The organism is Paucibacter soli, assembly GCF_037482845.1.
In the GTDB taxonomy this organism is placed as follows: domain Bacteria; phylum Pseudomonadota; class Gammaproteobacteria; order Burkholderiales; family Burkholderiaceae_C; genus Paucibacter_B; species Paucibacter_B soli.
The window spans coordinates 169,786-185,926 of the sequence record NZ_JBBHJW010000009.1; the positions used below are offsets into that span (position 1 = coordinate 169,786).

The 16,141-nt window shown below is 59.5% G+C and carries 11 protein-coding genes; 2 read left to right on the plus strand and 9 right to left on the minus strand.

Features of this window, described 5'->3' with window-relative positions; all coding sequences use genetic code 11:
• Positions 1 to 18 precede the first annotated feature (18 nt).
• From WG898_RS18855 to WG898_RS18895, 9 genes are all read right to left on the minus strand, one after another.
• On the minus strand, positions 19 to 582 hold the full coding sequence (locus WG898_RS18855) for a hypothetical protein (RefSeq protein ID WP_339604324.1): 564 nt from the start codon (positions 580 to 582) through the stop codon (positions 19 to 21).
• Between the two features lie 34 nt (positions 583 to 616).
• On the minus strand, positions 617 to 1,711 hold the full coding sequence (locus WG898_RS18860) for a hypothetical protein (RefSeq protein ID WP_339604325.1): 1,095 nt from the start codon (positions 1,709 to 1,711) through the stop codon (positions 617 to 619).
• A 106-nt stretch (positions 1,712 to 1,817) separates the two neighbouring features.
• The gene (locus WG898_RS18865; protein WP_339604326.1) at positions 1,818 to 3,167 is read right to left on the minus strand and encodes a DotG/IcmE/VirB10 family protein; all 1,350 of its coding nucleotides are present in this window, start codon (positions 3,165 to 3,167) and stop codon (positions 1,818 to 1,820) included.
• Positions 3,168 to 3,177: 10 nt separating this feature from the next.
• Positions 3,178 to 4,197: a DotH/IcmK family type IV secretion protein gene (locus tag WG898_RS18870; protein ID WP_339604327.1), complete on the minus strand. Its 1,020-nt coding sequence runs from the start codon at positions 4,195 to 4,197 to the stop codon at positions 3,178 to 3,180.
• Positions 4,198 to 4,233: 36 nt separating this feature from the next.
• The gene (locus tag WG898_RS18875; protein ID WP_339604328.1) at positions 4,234 to 4,494 is read right to left on the minus strand and encodes a hypothetical protein; all 261 of its coding nucleotides are present in this window, start codon (positions 4,492 to 4,494) and stop codon (positions 4,234 to 4,236) included.
• Positions 4,495 to 4,690: 196 nt separating this feature from the next.
• Positions 4,691 to 5,347, minus strand: coding sequence for a type IVB secretion system apparatus protein IcmL/DotI (locus tag WG898_RS18880; protein WP_339604329.1), 657 nt, complete (start codon positions 5,345 to 5,347; stop codon positions 4,691 to 4,693).
• A gap of 32 nt (positions 5,348 to 5,379) precedes the next feature.
• Positions 5,380 to 6,777, minus strand: a complete 1,398-nt coding sequence (locus WG898_RS18885) for a replicative DNA helicase (RefSeq protein WP_339604330.1) — start codon at positions 6,775 to 6,777, stop codon at positions 5,380 to 5,382.
• Complete coding sequence (locus WG898_RS18890) at positions 6,774 to 7,487, minus strand: ATP-binding protein (RefSeq protein WP_339604331.1); 714 nt, start codon at positions 7,485 to 7,487, stop codon at positions 6,774 to 6,776. The genes WG898_RS18885 and WG898_RS18890 overlap by 4 nt, the downstream gene beginning before the upstream one ends.
• A gap of 41 nt (positions 7,488 to 7,528) precedes the next feature.
• Entirely contained in the window at positions 7,529 to 8,635 is a 1,107-nt protein-coding gene (locus WG898_RS18895; protein WP_339604332.1) for a hypothetical protein, read from the minus strand.
• A gap of 524 nt (positions 8,636 to 9,159) precedes the next feature.
• Between WG898_RS18895 and WG898_RS18900 the strand changes: the two genes are divergently transcribed.
• Together WG898_RS18900 and WG898_RS18905 are read left to right on the plus strand one after the other, a co-directional pair.
• Positions 9,160 to 10,443, plus strand: a complete 1,284-nt coding sequence (locus tag WG898_RS18900; RefSeq protein WP_339604333.1) for a hypothetical protein — start codon at positions 9,160 to 9,162, stop codon at positions 10,441 to 10,443.
• Positions 10,444 to 10,543: 100 nt separating this feature from the next.
• On the plus strand, positions 10,544 to 16,105 hold the full coding sequence (locus tag WG898_RS18905) for a strawberry notch C-terminal domain-containing protein (RefSeq protein ID WP_339604334.1): 5,562 nt from the start codon (positions 10,544 to 10,546) through the stop codon (positions 16,103 to 16,105).
• The last annotated feature ends 36 nt before the right edge of the window (positions 16,106 to 16,141 follow it).

Genomic DNA, 16,141 nt, shown 5'->3' on the forward strand with positions numbered 1-16,141 from the left:
AAATGGGCGAAAGAACACTCAGCAAAGGCCTTCACCCAACTTGAGGCCAGTTGCGGAATTGATGATTGCCAAGAGCTGCTGCATGTGCACCAGGCAGATGCCGGAGATACACAGAACGCTTCCGCGGGTGACAGTTGCATTCCCACGCGAGTAGTTGCCGTACATGCCGACAGTGCGAAAGACGATCAATCCGCGGATCACAGCGATGTAGCCGAAAACCATGAGCAACGGACGGATACCCCGGAGCGTGCAGTTCCCCATGCCCAACTGCCCATTCAAGTGGCTCGAGTAGACGAGTGGATTCGTATCCGCCAGGCCGGAGAAGAACGTGCCCCCCAGAGCAGACATCGTCTCCGGCAAAGCGAACAGAAGGACGCCGGTTAAAAGGCTCCACCACCAACTCATTCCGCCATATGCGGCCCTTGCCGTCGGATCTGCCGCTTTCGTCATCATCACGAAGGCGAGAAATACGAAAAGAAGGCCGGCTGCATAGGCGAACGCCGTCACCAGCGTCATGAAGTCGGCAGCCTGCATGCCCAGGGCATTAAGGACTGACTCGAAGCCGTTGATAGCTTGATTCATTTGGTGGCCAGATCAAGATCAGTGAAGGACGGCTTCAGCGGATCTCGCCGGTGCTCGTGTAGACGATTGCCTTGTCCTTGTCCAAACCCGTAACACGGGTTCCGTCAGGAAGGGGCGAATCGGAACCGATGGCAAAAGGCTCGCCATCAGCGCCCTTGATCCAAAATCGCTGGTCGACAAAGGCATAGATCGCGTAGTCGCTGCGAACCTTGACCTTGCTCTTTGCCAAGGCCGGCGCTTGTGTGACAGGGGCAGCTAACGCGGTCGGCTCGGCCGCCTTCTCTGCAGCCACCTTGACCTCGACCTTTGCAGGAGCCGGCTTGGAAGCTTCAACCTTCGGAGTCACCTGTTTCGGAGTGACCGGCGCTTGCGGGCGCAAAGCAACCTTGTCACGCAGCGAGGCAAGCTCACCACGCAAAGCGTCGTATTCGCGACTGCGCTCAGCCAGGCTGGACTTCAATGCCGACAGTTCAAATCGCACCTTGTCCAACTCGGCCGACGCCACATCTTGGCTGGGCTTCGCGGGCGGCTGAGTCACCGGCAACTGTGCCTGGGGCTGCGCGTGAAGATTGACTGCCTCCTGCTGATTGGACTTTGACGCAGGCTCGACGCGCGTCAATGCAGGAGCCGAAGATTGAGGTGCGGGAGCCTGGAGACCGAAATCAAGCGCCGCCGGTGCGGACGCCGGCGCAGCGATTGAAGCGCCGTCAATGATCGGCTTAGCCTGCATGCTTGGCTGGGGGCCAACCTGCGCAATGACTTGCGCCTGGTCCGTCTGACCTTGAGGCGAAGTCTGAGCCAGTTGATCGGCCTGGATCTGGGCCGGTCGCAGCACCTTCATCGCGATAAGACCAGCAATAACCAGACCGCCAAAGCCAACGGCGCCATAGATCACCCGCATGCCTTGCTTTTGCTTGAGTGCGCGTGTTGCGGCCTGCTCTTGAGCGGCGGCAGCGTCCTCGGCAAGGATCCCTTCATCGCCTTCTGGCTCCGGCAGAATCGAATCATTCTGATCCTGGGCGCGATGGTCGGTGCGGCTGCCGCGCAGTTCGGTCTCCAAAACTTCGTTGCCTGGGCCGTTCTCGACTTCACTCTTGCCTCGGCTGCCCCATTTATCCAGTGCGGTCATAAAATCAAATCTCCTACGGACTGTGTGTCGTGTATTGGATATATTCTACACAATGGTTCTGTTTAGTCAAGCCCAGGCTTGACGTCCGGCCACGAAGAACGTTTCTTTATTTGCTCTTCGGCGTGTAAACGACGTCACTGCCGAACACAACACCGACTACGGCACCGCGGTGAACACGAACAGTTGGGGTTGTATCCAAAGCGTTTGCGTCGGTGTTGACCTGCTGAGCGGCGCTGCCGGCAACGATCTGACTGGCCTTCTTGCTAGTCAGCTCAGGCTGTGAAGAAACCGTCGTGCTTCCATTTACGGTGACAGTCGTACCGGAGTTCTTCAAGTAGTCGCCAACCGCGGCGAATCCAGCCGCCAGCGGCTTGATTGCATACTTGGTTAGCAGCTTTCGGTCCACTTCAGTAGCAGTGCCGCCCTCGCCTGTCTCGGCATCGAGCACCGTGCAAGAAGCAGGCAAGCTCACGCCCTGGTTTGGGAACGAAATGGTGCGGCAAGTCATCTGCGCCAGCTCGCCCCGGCGTTGTACAACGCCAATAAGCTTCGCACCGGCGTAGCGGCCTGTAACCAGCGTGGCAACAAAATCACCACCTACGTCTGTGTTGACCGCAGTGTCAATGCGTGCCGATTCAATCGATCCGGCAGCAATCAACGTGTACTGAGGGTTCTGTACCTGCTGCGCAACAGGGGACATGACCTGCCTTTGCGATCCAGTCATGGGAGCCGTAGTGCCCGCTTGAACGGGCGTGGCTTGGGCGTTGTCGACCATAGCGAAAACCTGGCTGCCGCGCGCACGATTTGCACTGAGCGCCAAAATTGCCTGCTGCGCGTTCTGCATCATTTGCTGATAGGCTGGATCCTGCATTGAGACCTGCGTAGGTGCGGCTACTTGGCCTTGAGCGACGGCTTGTCGATTCGCGATCTCAACCATCTGCCGCTGCGCATCACCGAGCGCCTTGGACTCTTGGTCGGCCTTCCGCTCCTTGGCTGCGATCTCTTCAAGCTCAGCGGGAGTCTTTGACTGACGCAGCGAAGCCTCGACCGTTGCAGCCAGGGGCTGAGTGCTCAGGCCACTTTGCGCCGCTTCAGATGCGCGTTGAGCACCTGCTTGAGCAACTATGTCCTGGTACTGAGTCGACTGAGCCAGTGCTGGATTGGCTGTCTCATCGAGGCTGGTAGGGGCCTGCCCTACTGCGGCGCCAGTAATTGAAGCGGGTGGTTCAGGCGCTGGACGCCTGTTCTTGGAGATGACTCCCATCGTTGCAATCGCGCCCACGACAAGTACCGCACCAGCGGTAAAGATGACAACGCGGCGAGTCTTTGGGTTCTTGGTCAGCCCGGTGACGTTTTCGAGTTTCGAAGGCGGCGCAGTCGAAATGGGCCCATTCCCGACGTGCTGCACATCATCGTCCACCGGCTCATCATCAAATAGCGGGTTCTCGTTGCTCATGCCGGGCTCCTTACTTCGTGGCGATCTGCGTCATCGTGGGAGGCGAAAAGCCAGAGAGCTTCAACCGGCCAACTGAACCGCCCTGCATGAGCAGAACCTCTGGTGCATGTGGTAGTTCATACACCTTCGTACCATCGGCACCTGTAGCAACCTTGCCATCCTTTGGGACGGGCGGTGCAAGCACATTCGCTTTCGAGCGGACATACATACGCTCACCGATGACCCAGGCAGAAATTTCCGGGAAATCGCTGGAGACAACCTTCAATGGCTTCGCTTGTGCAGGCGTGAGGCCGGACACCATCGTGGTCAGCTCTGCCGACACGCTTTCAGCCAGGCCGCGCGAGATCGCTGGCATCACGGCAGCCGGCCCGCGGGCCTGGACTGAGATGTCAGCACGGAAGTCGACTTCCTTCTGATTGGTGGCCACCACCATCACGACTGGAGCCGGTGCGCCTTCAAGGAACACGGCCACATTGGTCGAGATGTGATCGTCCAAGGGGACGATGGTGAACATATTGGTCTTCGTGCCTGGGGCGTCCTTGTCTCTGGAGATGTCCAGCAGGTCCTTGGCGCCAGCGATCACGCGGACGACATTCCAAGGCGCACCGGTGACATCATTGAAGATGACAGAAGTGACGGTGTCCGAGGACAGGCGCAGGATGTGCGGCTCTGCTCCCGCCGAAAGCTTGACACGCGCGGTGACGCTGACAGGCTTCGGGGCTGGGCCAACGCGAGCATTGCGCGCCTGCTTGACGGCGTCGGAGACCTGATTCACCTGGCGGACCTGATTAGGGCTCAAGGGCATCTGCTGGTTCAGCAGCGCTCCGAATTGTTCAGGAGACAGACCCACGCCGGGTTTGTTAGCGTCAGAGGTCGCAAGGGCAGCGACGTCTTTCGGCAACTTAGGAATCACTGCTGCGGGCGCCGAAGCGGCAGCAGCGGGTGTGCTGGCCCCTTGTTGGGCCCATGAAGCACCGACAGTCACAGTCATTGCTGCGAAGATCAGGGCATTTATTTGGTAGCGGTTCATCAGCTTGTTCCCCATGAATTTGCTGAATTGAATGGATCAGTCGAAGGCGGTGAAATGAGTCCGGCCGTCCATCAGGTAGCTCCGCAGGAAGCTGGCGGTCTCGCTTTCAACAGGAGCCTTGTCCAGGTGGTCCTTGAGTGCTGCCACCGAAGGCGCGGCCATCGTGTCCAGCTCGAATTCCCAGTCATCCTGAGTGAAGAAGCCGTCGGCATCAAGCGCGCCGCTTGCACGGCCATTGGCCTCGAAGGTTGCGATATCAGTTGCAGTTGCTGCGGCAACAAGTGCTTGTGCGGTCATCTAAGGCTCCAGGGTGAACTTGGTATGCGGTTAACGGGGTTGGGGAACATCCGTATTCGGCTTCGCTAGCAGCTCGAATGAAACGAATTGTGTCGAAACGTTCTGTCTCAATCCTGTCCACCTAGCACCCCCCTAAGAGGGCCTCCCCGCTGATACCTGTGACGAACATCACAGATATCACCTCACTTTTGTAACTTCAAGAGTCGGAAGCGACGAATTGGCTAATGCCGATGCCGTCCGGGCTTTCAATCGTCTGACGGCGAACAACCGTGACTTCCACGATCCGCTTCTTCTGGGCGGTCTTCGTGCCAGATCGAAAGTCGACCAGCATCGGAATTTGGACCTTCCAGTAATAGATGCCGTTGACTTCGCCGCGTGCTGCCACGATAGGGGCTCCCATCGGGACGCCCGACATGACCAAGAGGTTCTTGGTGATGAGATCGATGGTCCCAGAAGACTGGAGCGATTGGACGTACTGTTCATACCCCTCAGGCGTGTAGAACGGCTGCAGGTCACCGACCTGTCGGCGATAGTTCTGCGGATCCATCGAATAGGAGCGCGAAACCTTCTCACTCACCCAGGTTGCCAAATAGGCATCGGTAACGTATGGCTCCTGCAAGGAGCGGATCGGGACAATCCGGCCGGCTGGGTCAACGGCAAAATACCTGTCCTGGGGCTTGCGAGTTGCAAGTACGAAATTCATGCAGATCGACAGAAGCAGTGCGACCAGAAGAATAGGCATCGAGGTCGCCATCGCACGAAACTTGTCCCTGTAGAACTCGTTGCGCAGTTGGACCCTCTCGGTCGCACCAGTCGAACGCGGCTTGGTGGTCTGGGAATTGGGCGGTGCCATGGTCTCTCCTGATACTGAAATTGGTGCCGGGCTCAAGCAGCCAGGCGGTGTTGATCGAAGCCCGTGTCATTGACACTCACAAACTTCGTGTTCTTTTGGATGTAGCCCATCCGCACGACGCCAGTCGGGCCTTCGCGCTGCTTCTCGACTATTAGTTCGGCCTGATCGTCCTCACGGTGAATGAAAATGATGACGTCGGCGTCTTGCTCGATGGCGCCGGACTCGCGGAGGTCCGACATCTGCGGACGCTGGACGGCTCGGTTCTCGACGGCTCGGTTCAGCTGCGACAGGGCAATCACAGGGATGCCCAGCTGCATTGCCAGCTTCTTTAGGCCTCGGGAGATCGCGGCAACTTCCTGCTCGCGATTCGTGTGCTTTCCACCTACGGTCTCCATGAGCTGCAGGTAGTCCACGATGATGAGGTCGCACTTCCCTTCCCTGTGCAGGCGGCGCGCCAGCGCAGAGAGGGCTGTCAGCGTCACGCTGGGCATGTCCACGACGTTGAACGGCAACTCGGAGAGTTCCTCCCCGCCGGCGACAATCGCCTCCCAGTCCTCTTCAGACAGGGCGCCCATTCGAATGGCGTGCGAGTCGACTCCTGAGACGATGGCAAGCGCGCGTTTGGACAGCTCCTTGGCCTTCATCTCCATCGAGGCCATTAGGACGTGGGTGCCAGCTGCCGCCGTACCCAGGCCAAGCGACATCACGAGCGCGGTCTTGCCGACCGCCGGCCGGGCCGCAACGATAATGAGCTGCCCCGCGTGCAGGCCGGCCGTCAGCGCATCAAGGTCAGGGTAGCTGGTGGTGATCCCCATGGTCGAAACACCCGAGCTTGCTCGCTCGGCCATCTCGGTGAGGGCCTCTACAGCTGCCGCACCGATGGACTTGATCGGTAGGGATCGAGCCTCAGTCGCGCCTGTCAGCAACTTCTGAATCTCGCCGGCGCGCTCTTCAACCGGCGTGTCGCCTGCGGATATGGCTTGAGCCTGCGTCACTGCTGCGCGGAGCTTTCGCTCCTGCGAAGCAGTGGCCACCACCTTGGCGTGCGAAACGGCCGCTTCAGGGTTGGCGCCTACGGCGGCAACGAGCGCCTGAAGGTCTTCAGTCGATGCGAGCTGGCAGACAGAGGGGAGACTGGCAACCGAAATGGTGTCGGCAACGTCGATGCCGTCGACGCGCCCCTCGATGATCTCGACAATTCCGGCGAACACCGCCGAAAGGATCGGGCTCGCAATATCGGATGCAACGATAACGTCGGCAATGGCGTCGAAGAGCGCGTTGTTGGCTAGGATTGCTCCGACCACCGAGCGCTCGGCCATCTGCACGGCAGAAGACCCGGCAACAGGCTCAGCCATCACCGGAATCTCTCCGATGGGGTGGGCGTCAGACTCATCGCCGCGGCGCGCAAAAAGTGAGACACGGGTATTCAACGGGACTCTCCCTTTGCTGACTCGCGAGGGCCGCGCACATTTCGCTGGCCTTCCCAGTCAAAAATGATCGGCTCGGTACCGGCCAAGATCCGGGACACGACACGCTCGTCGAGATCGCGGTTCAGGCGCTCAAGAGGCCGATTGCTGATCGCCAGAGTCGGGAATCCAGGCTGCTCATAGCGGGCGTTGATGATGTCGTAGAGGGTGCTGTAGTCGTTGTCTGAGGTGCCGTGCAGGTCGATTTCGTCGAGCACCAGGAAGTCGGCCTCCACGAGCGACTTGATGATCTGCTCCACGCCGCGCGGCTTCCCGTACGCGTTCCGAATCTCGCGCGTCAACCTGGGCAGGCTGGTGTAAACGGCCGAGATCCCTTGCGCCACAAGGGCCTGGACCATCGAGCAGGCCAAGTGCGTCTTGGCAGTGCCCGGCAAGCCAATGAAGATGAAGCCAGTCCGCTTGAATCGCGCAACCTGGAAGTTGCCGCAATAGTTGCGCAAGACAGTCACGAGCTTCCCGGCCTTCTCATTGGAAGCACGGAAGGTCTCGAAGGACTCAGCAAAGAAGGTCGGCGGAATGCCGGCGGCCGCCTGCAGGGATTGATGGCGATAGGCTTCCTGACGAGCTTTCAGGCTCGACCAGGCCTGGCTGGCGTCGACGCTGGCGCGGCCCAAGCATGCGGTGCACACCAACTGGTCACCCAGCATGCGCATCGGCTTTCCGTGCTCCAGGCACGTAGAAGAGATCGGATGGGTCATTTGCGGCCAAACTGGTCACTGAGGCGTCGCTGCGCACCGCTGGCGCGCCACGCAGGGGCGCTGGTGCGGCTGCCGCGAGCCAGCATCGCTGCCGAAGGGCGGACTGCGGACGGGGCCGCTTGAGGAATAGCTGCAACCTGCGTGGCGGCGCTGGTAGCCGGCTTCAGATCGGTTTCCAGACCATCTAGGTCGGAGAGGTCGTCGCCAAAAGGAGTCGAAGAGCCGGCTTGGTGATCCGCCTCAGGCCCGCCGTATGAGCCACCCTGGCCAAAGCCATTCCCCGTCTTGCCAGCTCGCACAACCGCTTGGCGCACATCCGCATCACGCGAGGCGTTCGACAGCCACGAATTGATGAAGCGGCGCAGGCCAGTGAAGGTCTTTTGACGCGCCTTGTTCGACTCGCACCAGAGGGCGGCCATCCGCAGCTGCTGCTCGACGTCGAGGCTCTTGAAAGTGACCTGCAGGTGGTCAACCAAGGACTTCGCAATCTCGGCAGTACGGTCGCCCTCGCAGGCGATGCGGACCATGGTCGGGTCATCGTCGCCGGGTTCGATCTTGTCGTTGATGCCGAAGCGACGCACCAGGACAGAACCACTTAGCTTTCGGGCTGGAGTTGCCGCAGGTGCTGCGACCGGAGCAGTGGCCGGCGGAATACCAGGAAGGTGGCCAGACTCCGCAGGAGCGATAGTGTCTGCGGTCGCAGCGGGAGCCGAAGCCGGCGCCGGCGCCGGCGCCGAAACCACATTGGCCCGATCTGGGGCAGCCGCAAGTGCTTTGCTCGCCAGGCCGGATTCCGATGTGCGCTTGACCCAACCCTTCGAACGATTTGCAACTTGCGCCAGCTGCTCACTGAGCACCATGTCGATGGAGGCGATCCGAAGTCCGCTCTCATCTTCTCGGAGAAGGCCCAGGGCGCAGAGTGCATCTACCGAGCCACAGGCTTCTGTATACGGCATGCCTCGCATCTGCAGAACAGCCTTCGCCTCATCCAGGCCCAAGCGAGGAGATTCAACCATCGGTTCCGAGGCCAGCAAGCGCTGAGCAATAGCAACGAGGCCGCCTATCAACGCAGGCGCCAGGTTTGCGATCTCGCGTTGGATCATGAGCTCGCCAAGAGCGTGCCGAGAAATCTTGAGGGCCCGAGCACGAGCGTGGTCAGCGCGTGTGGCCGGACGGCCACTTGCGCAACCATCAGCGGCCCGGGTTGGTCTCTGTTTCATGTCGGCTTGTGTCTTCATAGCGGTGGTGAACGAGATATAGTCTACACGTTTGCTAAAAACTGTCAAGGCGCTTGGGGCCTCTGGGTTGAGACATTCATTTGTCTCTTGTCATTAGATAGCACATGGCCAACGAACCGCCAAGGGATTGGGCCAGCAGTGCAAATTATTCAGCTTGACAATAGCTGCGTATGTGATATTCTCTGTGCCGTTACTGATGAATCGAACGTACCGGCAGGGCAATCCTGACGGGTCCTGCGGGCAATTGATATTTCGCGGCCAACCTCGGTTGGTGCTTAACGGTTCTCGAGCCAGCGCCTTGCGCCTGCTCGCGGCCCCGAAGCGACGTTCGGATAGGGCTTGGGCCTCGTCGTATTCAGCAACCGTCCATGGCATTAAGGAGCCAAAAAATGGAACGTACTCACCTGTTTGCCAAGAAGACCTCTGGCAACGCTCGCCCCGAAACCTTCGCCATCAAAGTCATCGCGTACGACACCACTGGCAAGCAGCACATGGTCCACGGCAAGCGCCTGGACAACGGTGAAGAGGTTTCCGTCTACCTCCGTGATGTCGAATACGAACGTCGCAGCTCGTTCAAGCGCTCGGAAATCAAGGACTTCGCCGCTCCGCGCAAGGATCGCCAGCATCCCGGCACGGCCCCCGAAGGTATCCTGCTGATCCAGGAGGCGTTCCCACAGGGAGACAACAAGTTTGGCGCCCGCTGGATTCAGTCGCTGTCGCATACCAAGGGCGAGGCTGAGGTCTTCATGGCCACCGTCCACGTGTCGCCAGTGAAGCGCGGCAACGCCAAGAGCGCCGACTTCCCGGAAGGTCGTCCGTACTCGTTGATGACCGTCTTGCACGATGGTGACTTCAGGCACCTCAGTGACGAGATGGCTGATGCGCTGAAGCTCCAGCCACCCTTCCAGGTTCAGAACACGGCTGAACTGAAGCAGGCCCTCACTGAACTGTTGAGCGACGGCATCGGCGCCGGTGTCCGTCTGTCGAGCAGTGCTGGCTTCGACGCCATGTATGTCGGTCGCTCGCGCGACTCCTCGCCTGACGACGACGTGGCCGCCTTCATGAAGGAGATCGAGCCGATGCAGGAGGCCGTCGATAGTGGCGAGTTTGCCTGTGAAGTGATTCCGTACGGCAACGTATGGGCCGGCCCGAAGACCACTGACGTCATGATGGCGAACAAGGTGGTGCAGAACCGCCTGAAGCAGTTCAACCAGGAGGCAGTCAGCGATGCCGGCCGCAGCTATACCCTGACGAACTACCGACCGGCCATTGTGGCGGTGCGTTTGACTGATCCTGGTGCGGACGGCAAGCGCGCTGTGTTCTTTAGCCACTTCGAGCCGCTGTGGACGCGTCAGCCTACCGCTGGCCTGGTCAACGCCATCTGCTATGCGCAGACCGACGTCCTGTCGCCTGAGCCGCCGAAGCCGACCACGGCGAATGCGGTCAATCCGACGGAGCCGGAAGCTCGTGGCGAGGTCCTGGACTCTGGCTTCGGCAGCTTTGATGCCAGCGATGACCTGATGGGTGCCGCTGGAGGCCCTCCCGGGCAAGGTGGTGACCACGACATCGGCGATGACATCCCCGCTGGCGGCGCCCCGGCCGCTTCGGCCGCCAATGAGGGTGCCGAACAGGCCGCCCCCGGCCGCCGCTACCGCCGCGGCGCTGCCCGTTGATCTGAATCGCAAAGACGATCCGAAGGCCCCTGTTGGGGCCTTCTTTCCAAAGCGCCACGACACCTTGGCGTTTTGCAAAGAACTCTACTGAGTGCACCCAATGAGCCAGAACATCGCCCCCTCCCCTCGCAAGCGTCCTTGGCCAGACATGTCGGCCTATGGGATCCACTTTGGCGTCCTCGACATGCCGAATGGAGAGCCGCGGATGGTCATGGTTGACCGAGATGGCGCATGGCGCGAACTCGCTCGCCGGATGGGTTTCTCCCAGTCACGATGGTTTGGCTTGTACGTCAAATCGTCGTTGAAGCTTGATATCCCTGGCTTTGGCACGAACTTCCCACTGGCGTCGGTCCTGCAACTTACAGACCAAGAAATCCGGGACCGTGTACGTCCGTTGATTCTCGAGCGCCGCGATCAGCGCTTGAGTCAGATGGCAGCCGGGAAGGGACGCCTTAGCTGGCATCCGACGAAAACATTGGTAGCTGAGGCGGTCAACCAGGTCGCTGGCAACTCGGTCGACGAGTCTGATGGTGACGCGAGCGACACGCTTAGTCCGGCGGCAGCGCTTCGTCAGACCCTCTTCCTGGGCCTGAACGCCCAAGGACAGGAGGTCTACGAGTCCGGCGATGGTCAGCGTTTTGCCAAGTCCGGAGTGAGCATCATTGCTCGAGAAGCTGGCGAGGTCTCATCGGGGCCGATGTTCTTGCGCGCTACGACCAACGAGGAGTTGGTCCAGGTTGCGGCGGGCATGGTCAAGGAAATTCAGGGCGGCCGCCGACTGCACTCCGACGACTTCATCCGTTATGTGGAGGCCGTCAGCGGCCCGAATTCAACAGAAGACAAGAGCGTCGTCAGCCGATTCCATGCTGCAGTCGACGCTGCAATGCTGGAGCGCGTCTCATCTGTCGAGGGCGCTGGACAGGACGCATTTGAGGCAGCACTTCAACTGCACGAAGGACGCCCGCCGTTCTGGCGCGAGAGCGGGACATGGACCACGCCGCTTCCAATCGCAGTTGTCATGCAATCACTAGCATCCGCGAGCGCTCTTTCGAGCGAATCGGGTGAGCTTCCCAAGGTCATCGACATCTCAAGCGCCCCGGGTTCCCACTCCTGGTCGTTTGGTGCTGAATCTGTCTCTCAGTCTTCGATACCTGAGCATGACATTGCTTTGGGCGCCGTATTTGGTGAGGCGCTGGATCCTCAATCTTTGGGTGGAGTCCGAGTAACTCGGACTGACTCGGAGGCATTGTTGTCGGCGATTGGCAAGCGCAACCCGGATGGCCTCACCGTCTTCCTGTTGTCCACTGAAAAGGCCGGCAAACTGGACAACGAGTTCCGCCGCGTGATCTCGGCACTGGGCCAGCGATTCGAGATCGCCGGCTTGGTCGACATCGCTCCGTCCTTGATCGGGCCAGGCGCAACCGATGGCTCTCGAATGGTCGTAGTTGGACGCAAACGCTCTGAGCCGGACTACGCCTTCTCTGTTGGCGCCGACATCCCGGTTTTGTTCGACTACGGCAGTCTGTGGAGCTGGGCCGAGTCTCTCCGCGCCTCTCAGATGGGCGAAGTTCACACCTTCGGTGACGACGGTCGCGAAGAGAACCGCTGGCAAGCGCCCTACATCGCGTCCTCGCAGGTTTCAGAGCCTGAGACCATGAGCCCCAGAAATCTGCTCGGTCCGGTCCGCATGGCCCTGGCTCACATTGTTGACAGCAACGGCCTGGGAATCGATGAGTTTGTTTGCTCGAAGCTTGGTTGGACCATGGAGCAGCTCGAGCAGCGGTTGAGCTCTGAGCAGACCGATGCCGTCGCTATCGGCATCCAGTCGATTGACGACGGCATGGGCATGGTTGAGGCGGACGCGACCGGCCTGGGCAAGGGCCGAGTGGCCGCAACGCTGGCTGTCTACGCCAAGAAGATCGGGATGCCCGTGGTCTTCATGACTGAGAAGGCTGACCTCTTCTCTGACTTCTATCGTGACGTGCAGGACATCAACTGCATGGACGAGCTCGGCAACCCCTTCATCGTCAACAACGAGCTGATCGTCCGCGATACGGCGACGCAAAAGGAAATTGCTCGTAGCCCCAAGCGCGATGCGGCCCAGATGACGATGGCGTGCGGCGACTTCCCCGCCGACCACGATATCGTTCTGGCCACCTACTCGCAGTTCAATCGCAAGTACGAGTCTGGCTCGGCGTTTCGCAACTCGATCCTGGCCCGGTGCATCCGTGACTTGCTGAAGACCGATGCGGACGTCTTCGCGGCCTTGAGCAAGGCAGGAAGCCAGCTCGGCCTCGGCGACTACGCCAGCAACGGCGTCACCACTCTTGATGGCGCAGTCGCCTATGAGAAGTCGGCTTCGCTCGCGTTCCGTGCCCGAGGCGAAAGCGACCTGGCCGACCAGGCGGACCGCAATGCCGCCCTACTGCAGTTGAGCAAGGACGACATGCTCAAGGACCTGTCCGAGCGCATCAAGTCCGACATGACCACCTTGAAGCACCAGTGGCTCTACTCGGGTGCGTTCAATGGCGCGCTGCTCATTCTCGATGAGTCGCACGTTGCTGCTGGTGAGAAGTCCCAGACGGGCACGAACCTGCGATTCCTGGTTGAAAACGCCGGCGCCGTCGCCTACTCGTCGGCCACCTTCGCCAAAGACATTGGCAACTTCATTCTGTATTCGCGCCTGTTCCCGTCCAATCTGCGCGCGTCGACCATCGGCGAGACGCTGACCCGCGGCGGCGAGGCCATGCAGGAGATCGTGTCCGGCATGCTGGCCAAGGACGGCCGGTTGATCCGCCGTGAGCATGACCTGTCGAACCTCGAGTTCAAGGTCACGGTCGACAAGGACCGCAAGGAGCGAAACGAATACTGGGCAAACGGCTTCGCCCAGGTCTTGGCCGCGATGAGCTATGTCTCTGGTGAGGTCGAGGAAATCGCCATTTCGATGAATGAGGAACTCGAGAAGAGCCTCAAGGCCGCCAAGAAGAGCAAGAGCGGACCAAACGGGTCCAGCAATGCGCCAGCTGTACCTACCGTCGGCGTGCAGTACACGAACTTCTCGAGCAAGTTCTACAACCTCTCGCGCGCCTTCATGATGGCCGTCAACGCCGACCAGTCGGCAGACCTGGCGATCAATGCCCTGAAGGAGGGTCGCAAGCCCGTCATCACGGTCGAGAACACTATGGAGACGGTGCTCAAGGAGTTGATCGACGGCGTCGAGCTGGACCACGAGCTCCTGAGCGAAGCGATTCGCGCAGCGGGCGACCAGTCGAGCCTTGCTGCTGCCGATCCCCTGGCCAACGTCGGCAACGAGCCGGGTCTCTTCGACGGCCTGGCTGAGCAGGGTGACGAGAAGAAGGGTCGCTCCAAGCTGCCCGAAGTCATCGAGCTCGGCCGCACCGTGAGCTTCAAGGACATCCTGCACAAGTATGTCGACTCGATGTTCAAGGCATCGAAGCAGACTCGCAAGGGCAATCGACTCATCAGCAGCACGCCGATGAATCTGATGACGCCAGAGCTGGAGGACTCCGTCGCCCAGCTCAAGATGATGATCGACGCGATGCCTGACGTCCCGTTGTCGCCTATCGACCTGGTGCGCGACCGAATCTCCGAGGCCGGCTACACCGTCGATGAAATCTCTGGTCGTCGCATGCGCCTCCAGGTCAATGCCGACGGGACCCACCGCGTCGTGCGCATGTCCGAGCGCAAGAAGCTTCCGCTGAAGAATGCCTTCAACAATGGCTCTCTGGATGCGTTGATCCTCTCGAAGTCTGGATCGACTGGCATTTCTCTGCACGCCAGCCGCACCTTTGGCGATCAAAGCCAGCGTGAGCTGATCGAACTCCAGCCGGCCTCTGACATCGCCCAGCGCCTCCAGTTCTGGGGTCGCGTGAATCGCAAGGGTCAGGTCTGCTGGCCAGTCATCCACATGGTCAGTTCAGGCTTGCCTGCTGAGAACCGCCTCATCACGATGCAGAACGCCAAGCTGCGCAAGATGAGTGCCAACATCAGCGGCAATGCTGACAACTCGGCCTTGAACGAGGATGTCCCTGACATCCTGAACAAGATTGGCAACGAGGTCTGCTATCGCTGGATGGAATCCAACCCGCAAGTCAGTCGAATCATTGGCTACCGGGTTGGTGAGATCCCAGAAGATCAGGCCAAGTTTGGCAACACCAAGTTCGTTGACATGCTGACCGGCCGACTGCTGATGTTGGATGTGGACACGCAGACTCGCGTCTATCGTGAAATCACCGCTGAGTTCAAGGCCCTCATTGAGCAGTACGAACTCGAGGGGGTCAATCCTTTGAAGTCGGCGGAATACGATCTGCGAGCCCAGAAGACAGGCAGTGCAGTTTTGCAGGTCGCCGGCGGCTACGACTCCGTTTTCAATGAAGCCGTGACAGTAACCGAGCTCACCTACCCAATCCAACTCCCAGGCCTGAACAAGGACGAGGTTTTGGCTGCCATCGAGATCGGCCGGGCCGCACTGGTGGAAAAGTTTGGCAAGGACTTCGCCAAGGTTGTCGTCGCAAACAGTGACCGCGCCTTGACACCAGCCCTGCATGGCATGCTACCCAAGCGCTTCGCCACCATCGAACAGGCGATGATGGACGATAAGCCGAACGCGGTCAGGAATGCCGCCAACAAGTTCGCCTGGCTGTCCAAACGCCTGCCGAAATGCACGCCAGGATCTGTGCTGACCTTCACCGATCCCGGGAATGCTGAAGCACTCGGAACCGGAAATGATGATGATGCGCGTCACGATATCTCCGACTATGTTTTTGGATACGGTGATGGAATTTTCATCACCGGCTGGAAAGTTCCGGAGACCAATTTCCTTTCCATGGCTGAGTACAAGCTGACTGGCTACTCGCTGAAATCTCGTAAGAAGATTGAGATTTCTCTGTCCTCCCTCTACACGAGAACCTGCATGACTACGATCAATGCAGCAAAGGACACCATAAAGAGCATCGAATCGGACTACGAGCGGATCTTCGAATCGCTTTCGCAGCCGGTAGTCGGCAGCGAGAAGCGGATCATTCTCGAGGGGAATCTGTATCGGGCGGCCGAAATTGCCGAGACCCAAAAGCAAGGTACTGCCGTCACCTATTCGGACGAACGCGGTATTTGGCACCACGCGATCCTGATGCCGAAGTCGCAAACTTTGAAGACGATCCATGAGCTTCCGGTTTCCGTTGACACGGCTGAGACGCTGATCGCGGCCTTTGCCTCAAAAACTGAACAGGGGGAATACCTCGAGGTTTGCGATGACCATCGCCTCAAGTCTGATACTCGCCAGTACAGCATCCATGGTCGAACTGGCCACGTCTACATCAATGTCTACGCCTCAGCCGAAAAAGGTGCCTGGATTCTGAACAATGCCGAGATCAAGTCTTGCCTCAAGAATGCAGACTTTGAAGGATCACGAGGCAGTCGCGGTGCCCGTGTCCTACCTGGTCTCGAAGAGAAGTTCTTCTCGGAGTTCATGCGTGCTGCGAACGATTCCAGCGCTCAGGTCTCCATGAGCGGCGGCATGCGAGAGTGGTACAACGACTACCTTACGAAAAAGCTCGATGCCAAGGTAGATCAGAAGACCGTCGACGCTGCGATGTCGAACAACGATGAGGAAGAACTCGGCGCACTTCTGGCTATGCACTGATTTCTCGCCCAAGCAAAAGGCCCTGAACTATCGTTC

Excerpts from the sequence above, each read along its gene's own strand:
- WG898_RS18890 (WP_339604331.1), bottom strand. The coding sequence starts at position 7,487 with ATGCGCATGCTGGGTGACCAGTTGGTGTGCACCGCATGCTTGGGCCGC.
- WG898_RS18900 (WP_339604333.1), top strand. The coding sequence starts at position 9,160 with ATGGAACGTACTCACCTGTTTGCCAAGAAGACCTCTGGCAACGCTCGC.
- WG898_RS18875 (WP_339604328.1), bottom strand. The coding sequence starts at position 4,494 with ATGACCGCACAAGCACTTGTTGCCGCAGCAACTGCAACTGATATCGCA.
- WG898_RS18865 (WP_339604326.1), bottom strand. The coding sequence starts at position 3,167 with ATGAGCAACGAGAACCCGCTATTTGATGATGAGCCGGTGGACGATGAT.
- WG898_RS18880 (WP_339604329.1), bottom strand. The coding sequence starts at position 5,347 with ATGGCACCGCCCAATTCCCAGACCACCAAGCCGCGTTCGACTGGTGCG.
- WG898_RS18895 (WP_339604332.1), bottom strand. The coding sequence starts at position 8,635 with ATGATCCAACGCGAGATCGCAAACCTGGCGCCTGCGTTGATAGGCGGC.
- WG898_RS18860 (WP_339604325.1), bottom strand. The coding sequence starts at position 1,711 with ATGACCGCACTGGATAAATGGGGCAGCCGAGGCAAGAGTGAAGTCGAG.
- WG898_RS18855 (WP_339604324.1), bottom strand. The coding sequence starts at position 582 with ATGAATCAAGCTATCAACGGCTTCGAGTCAGTCCTTAATGCCCTGGGC.
- WG898_RS18870 (WP_339604327.1), bottom strand. The coding sequence starts at position 4,197 with ATGAACCGCTACCAAATAAATGCCCTGATCTTCGCAGCAATGACTGTG.
- WG898_RS18905 (WP_339604334.1), top strand. The coding sequence starts at position 10,544 with ATGAGCCAGAACATCGCCCCCTCCCCTCGCAAGCGTCCTTGGCCAGAC.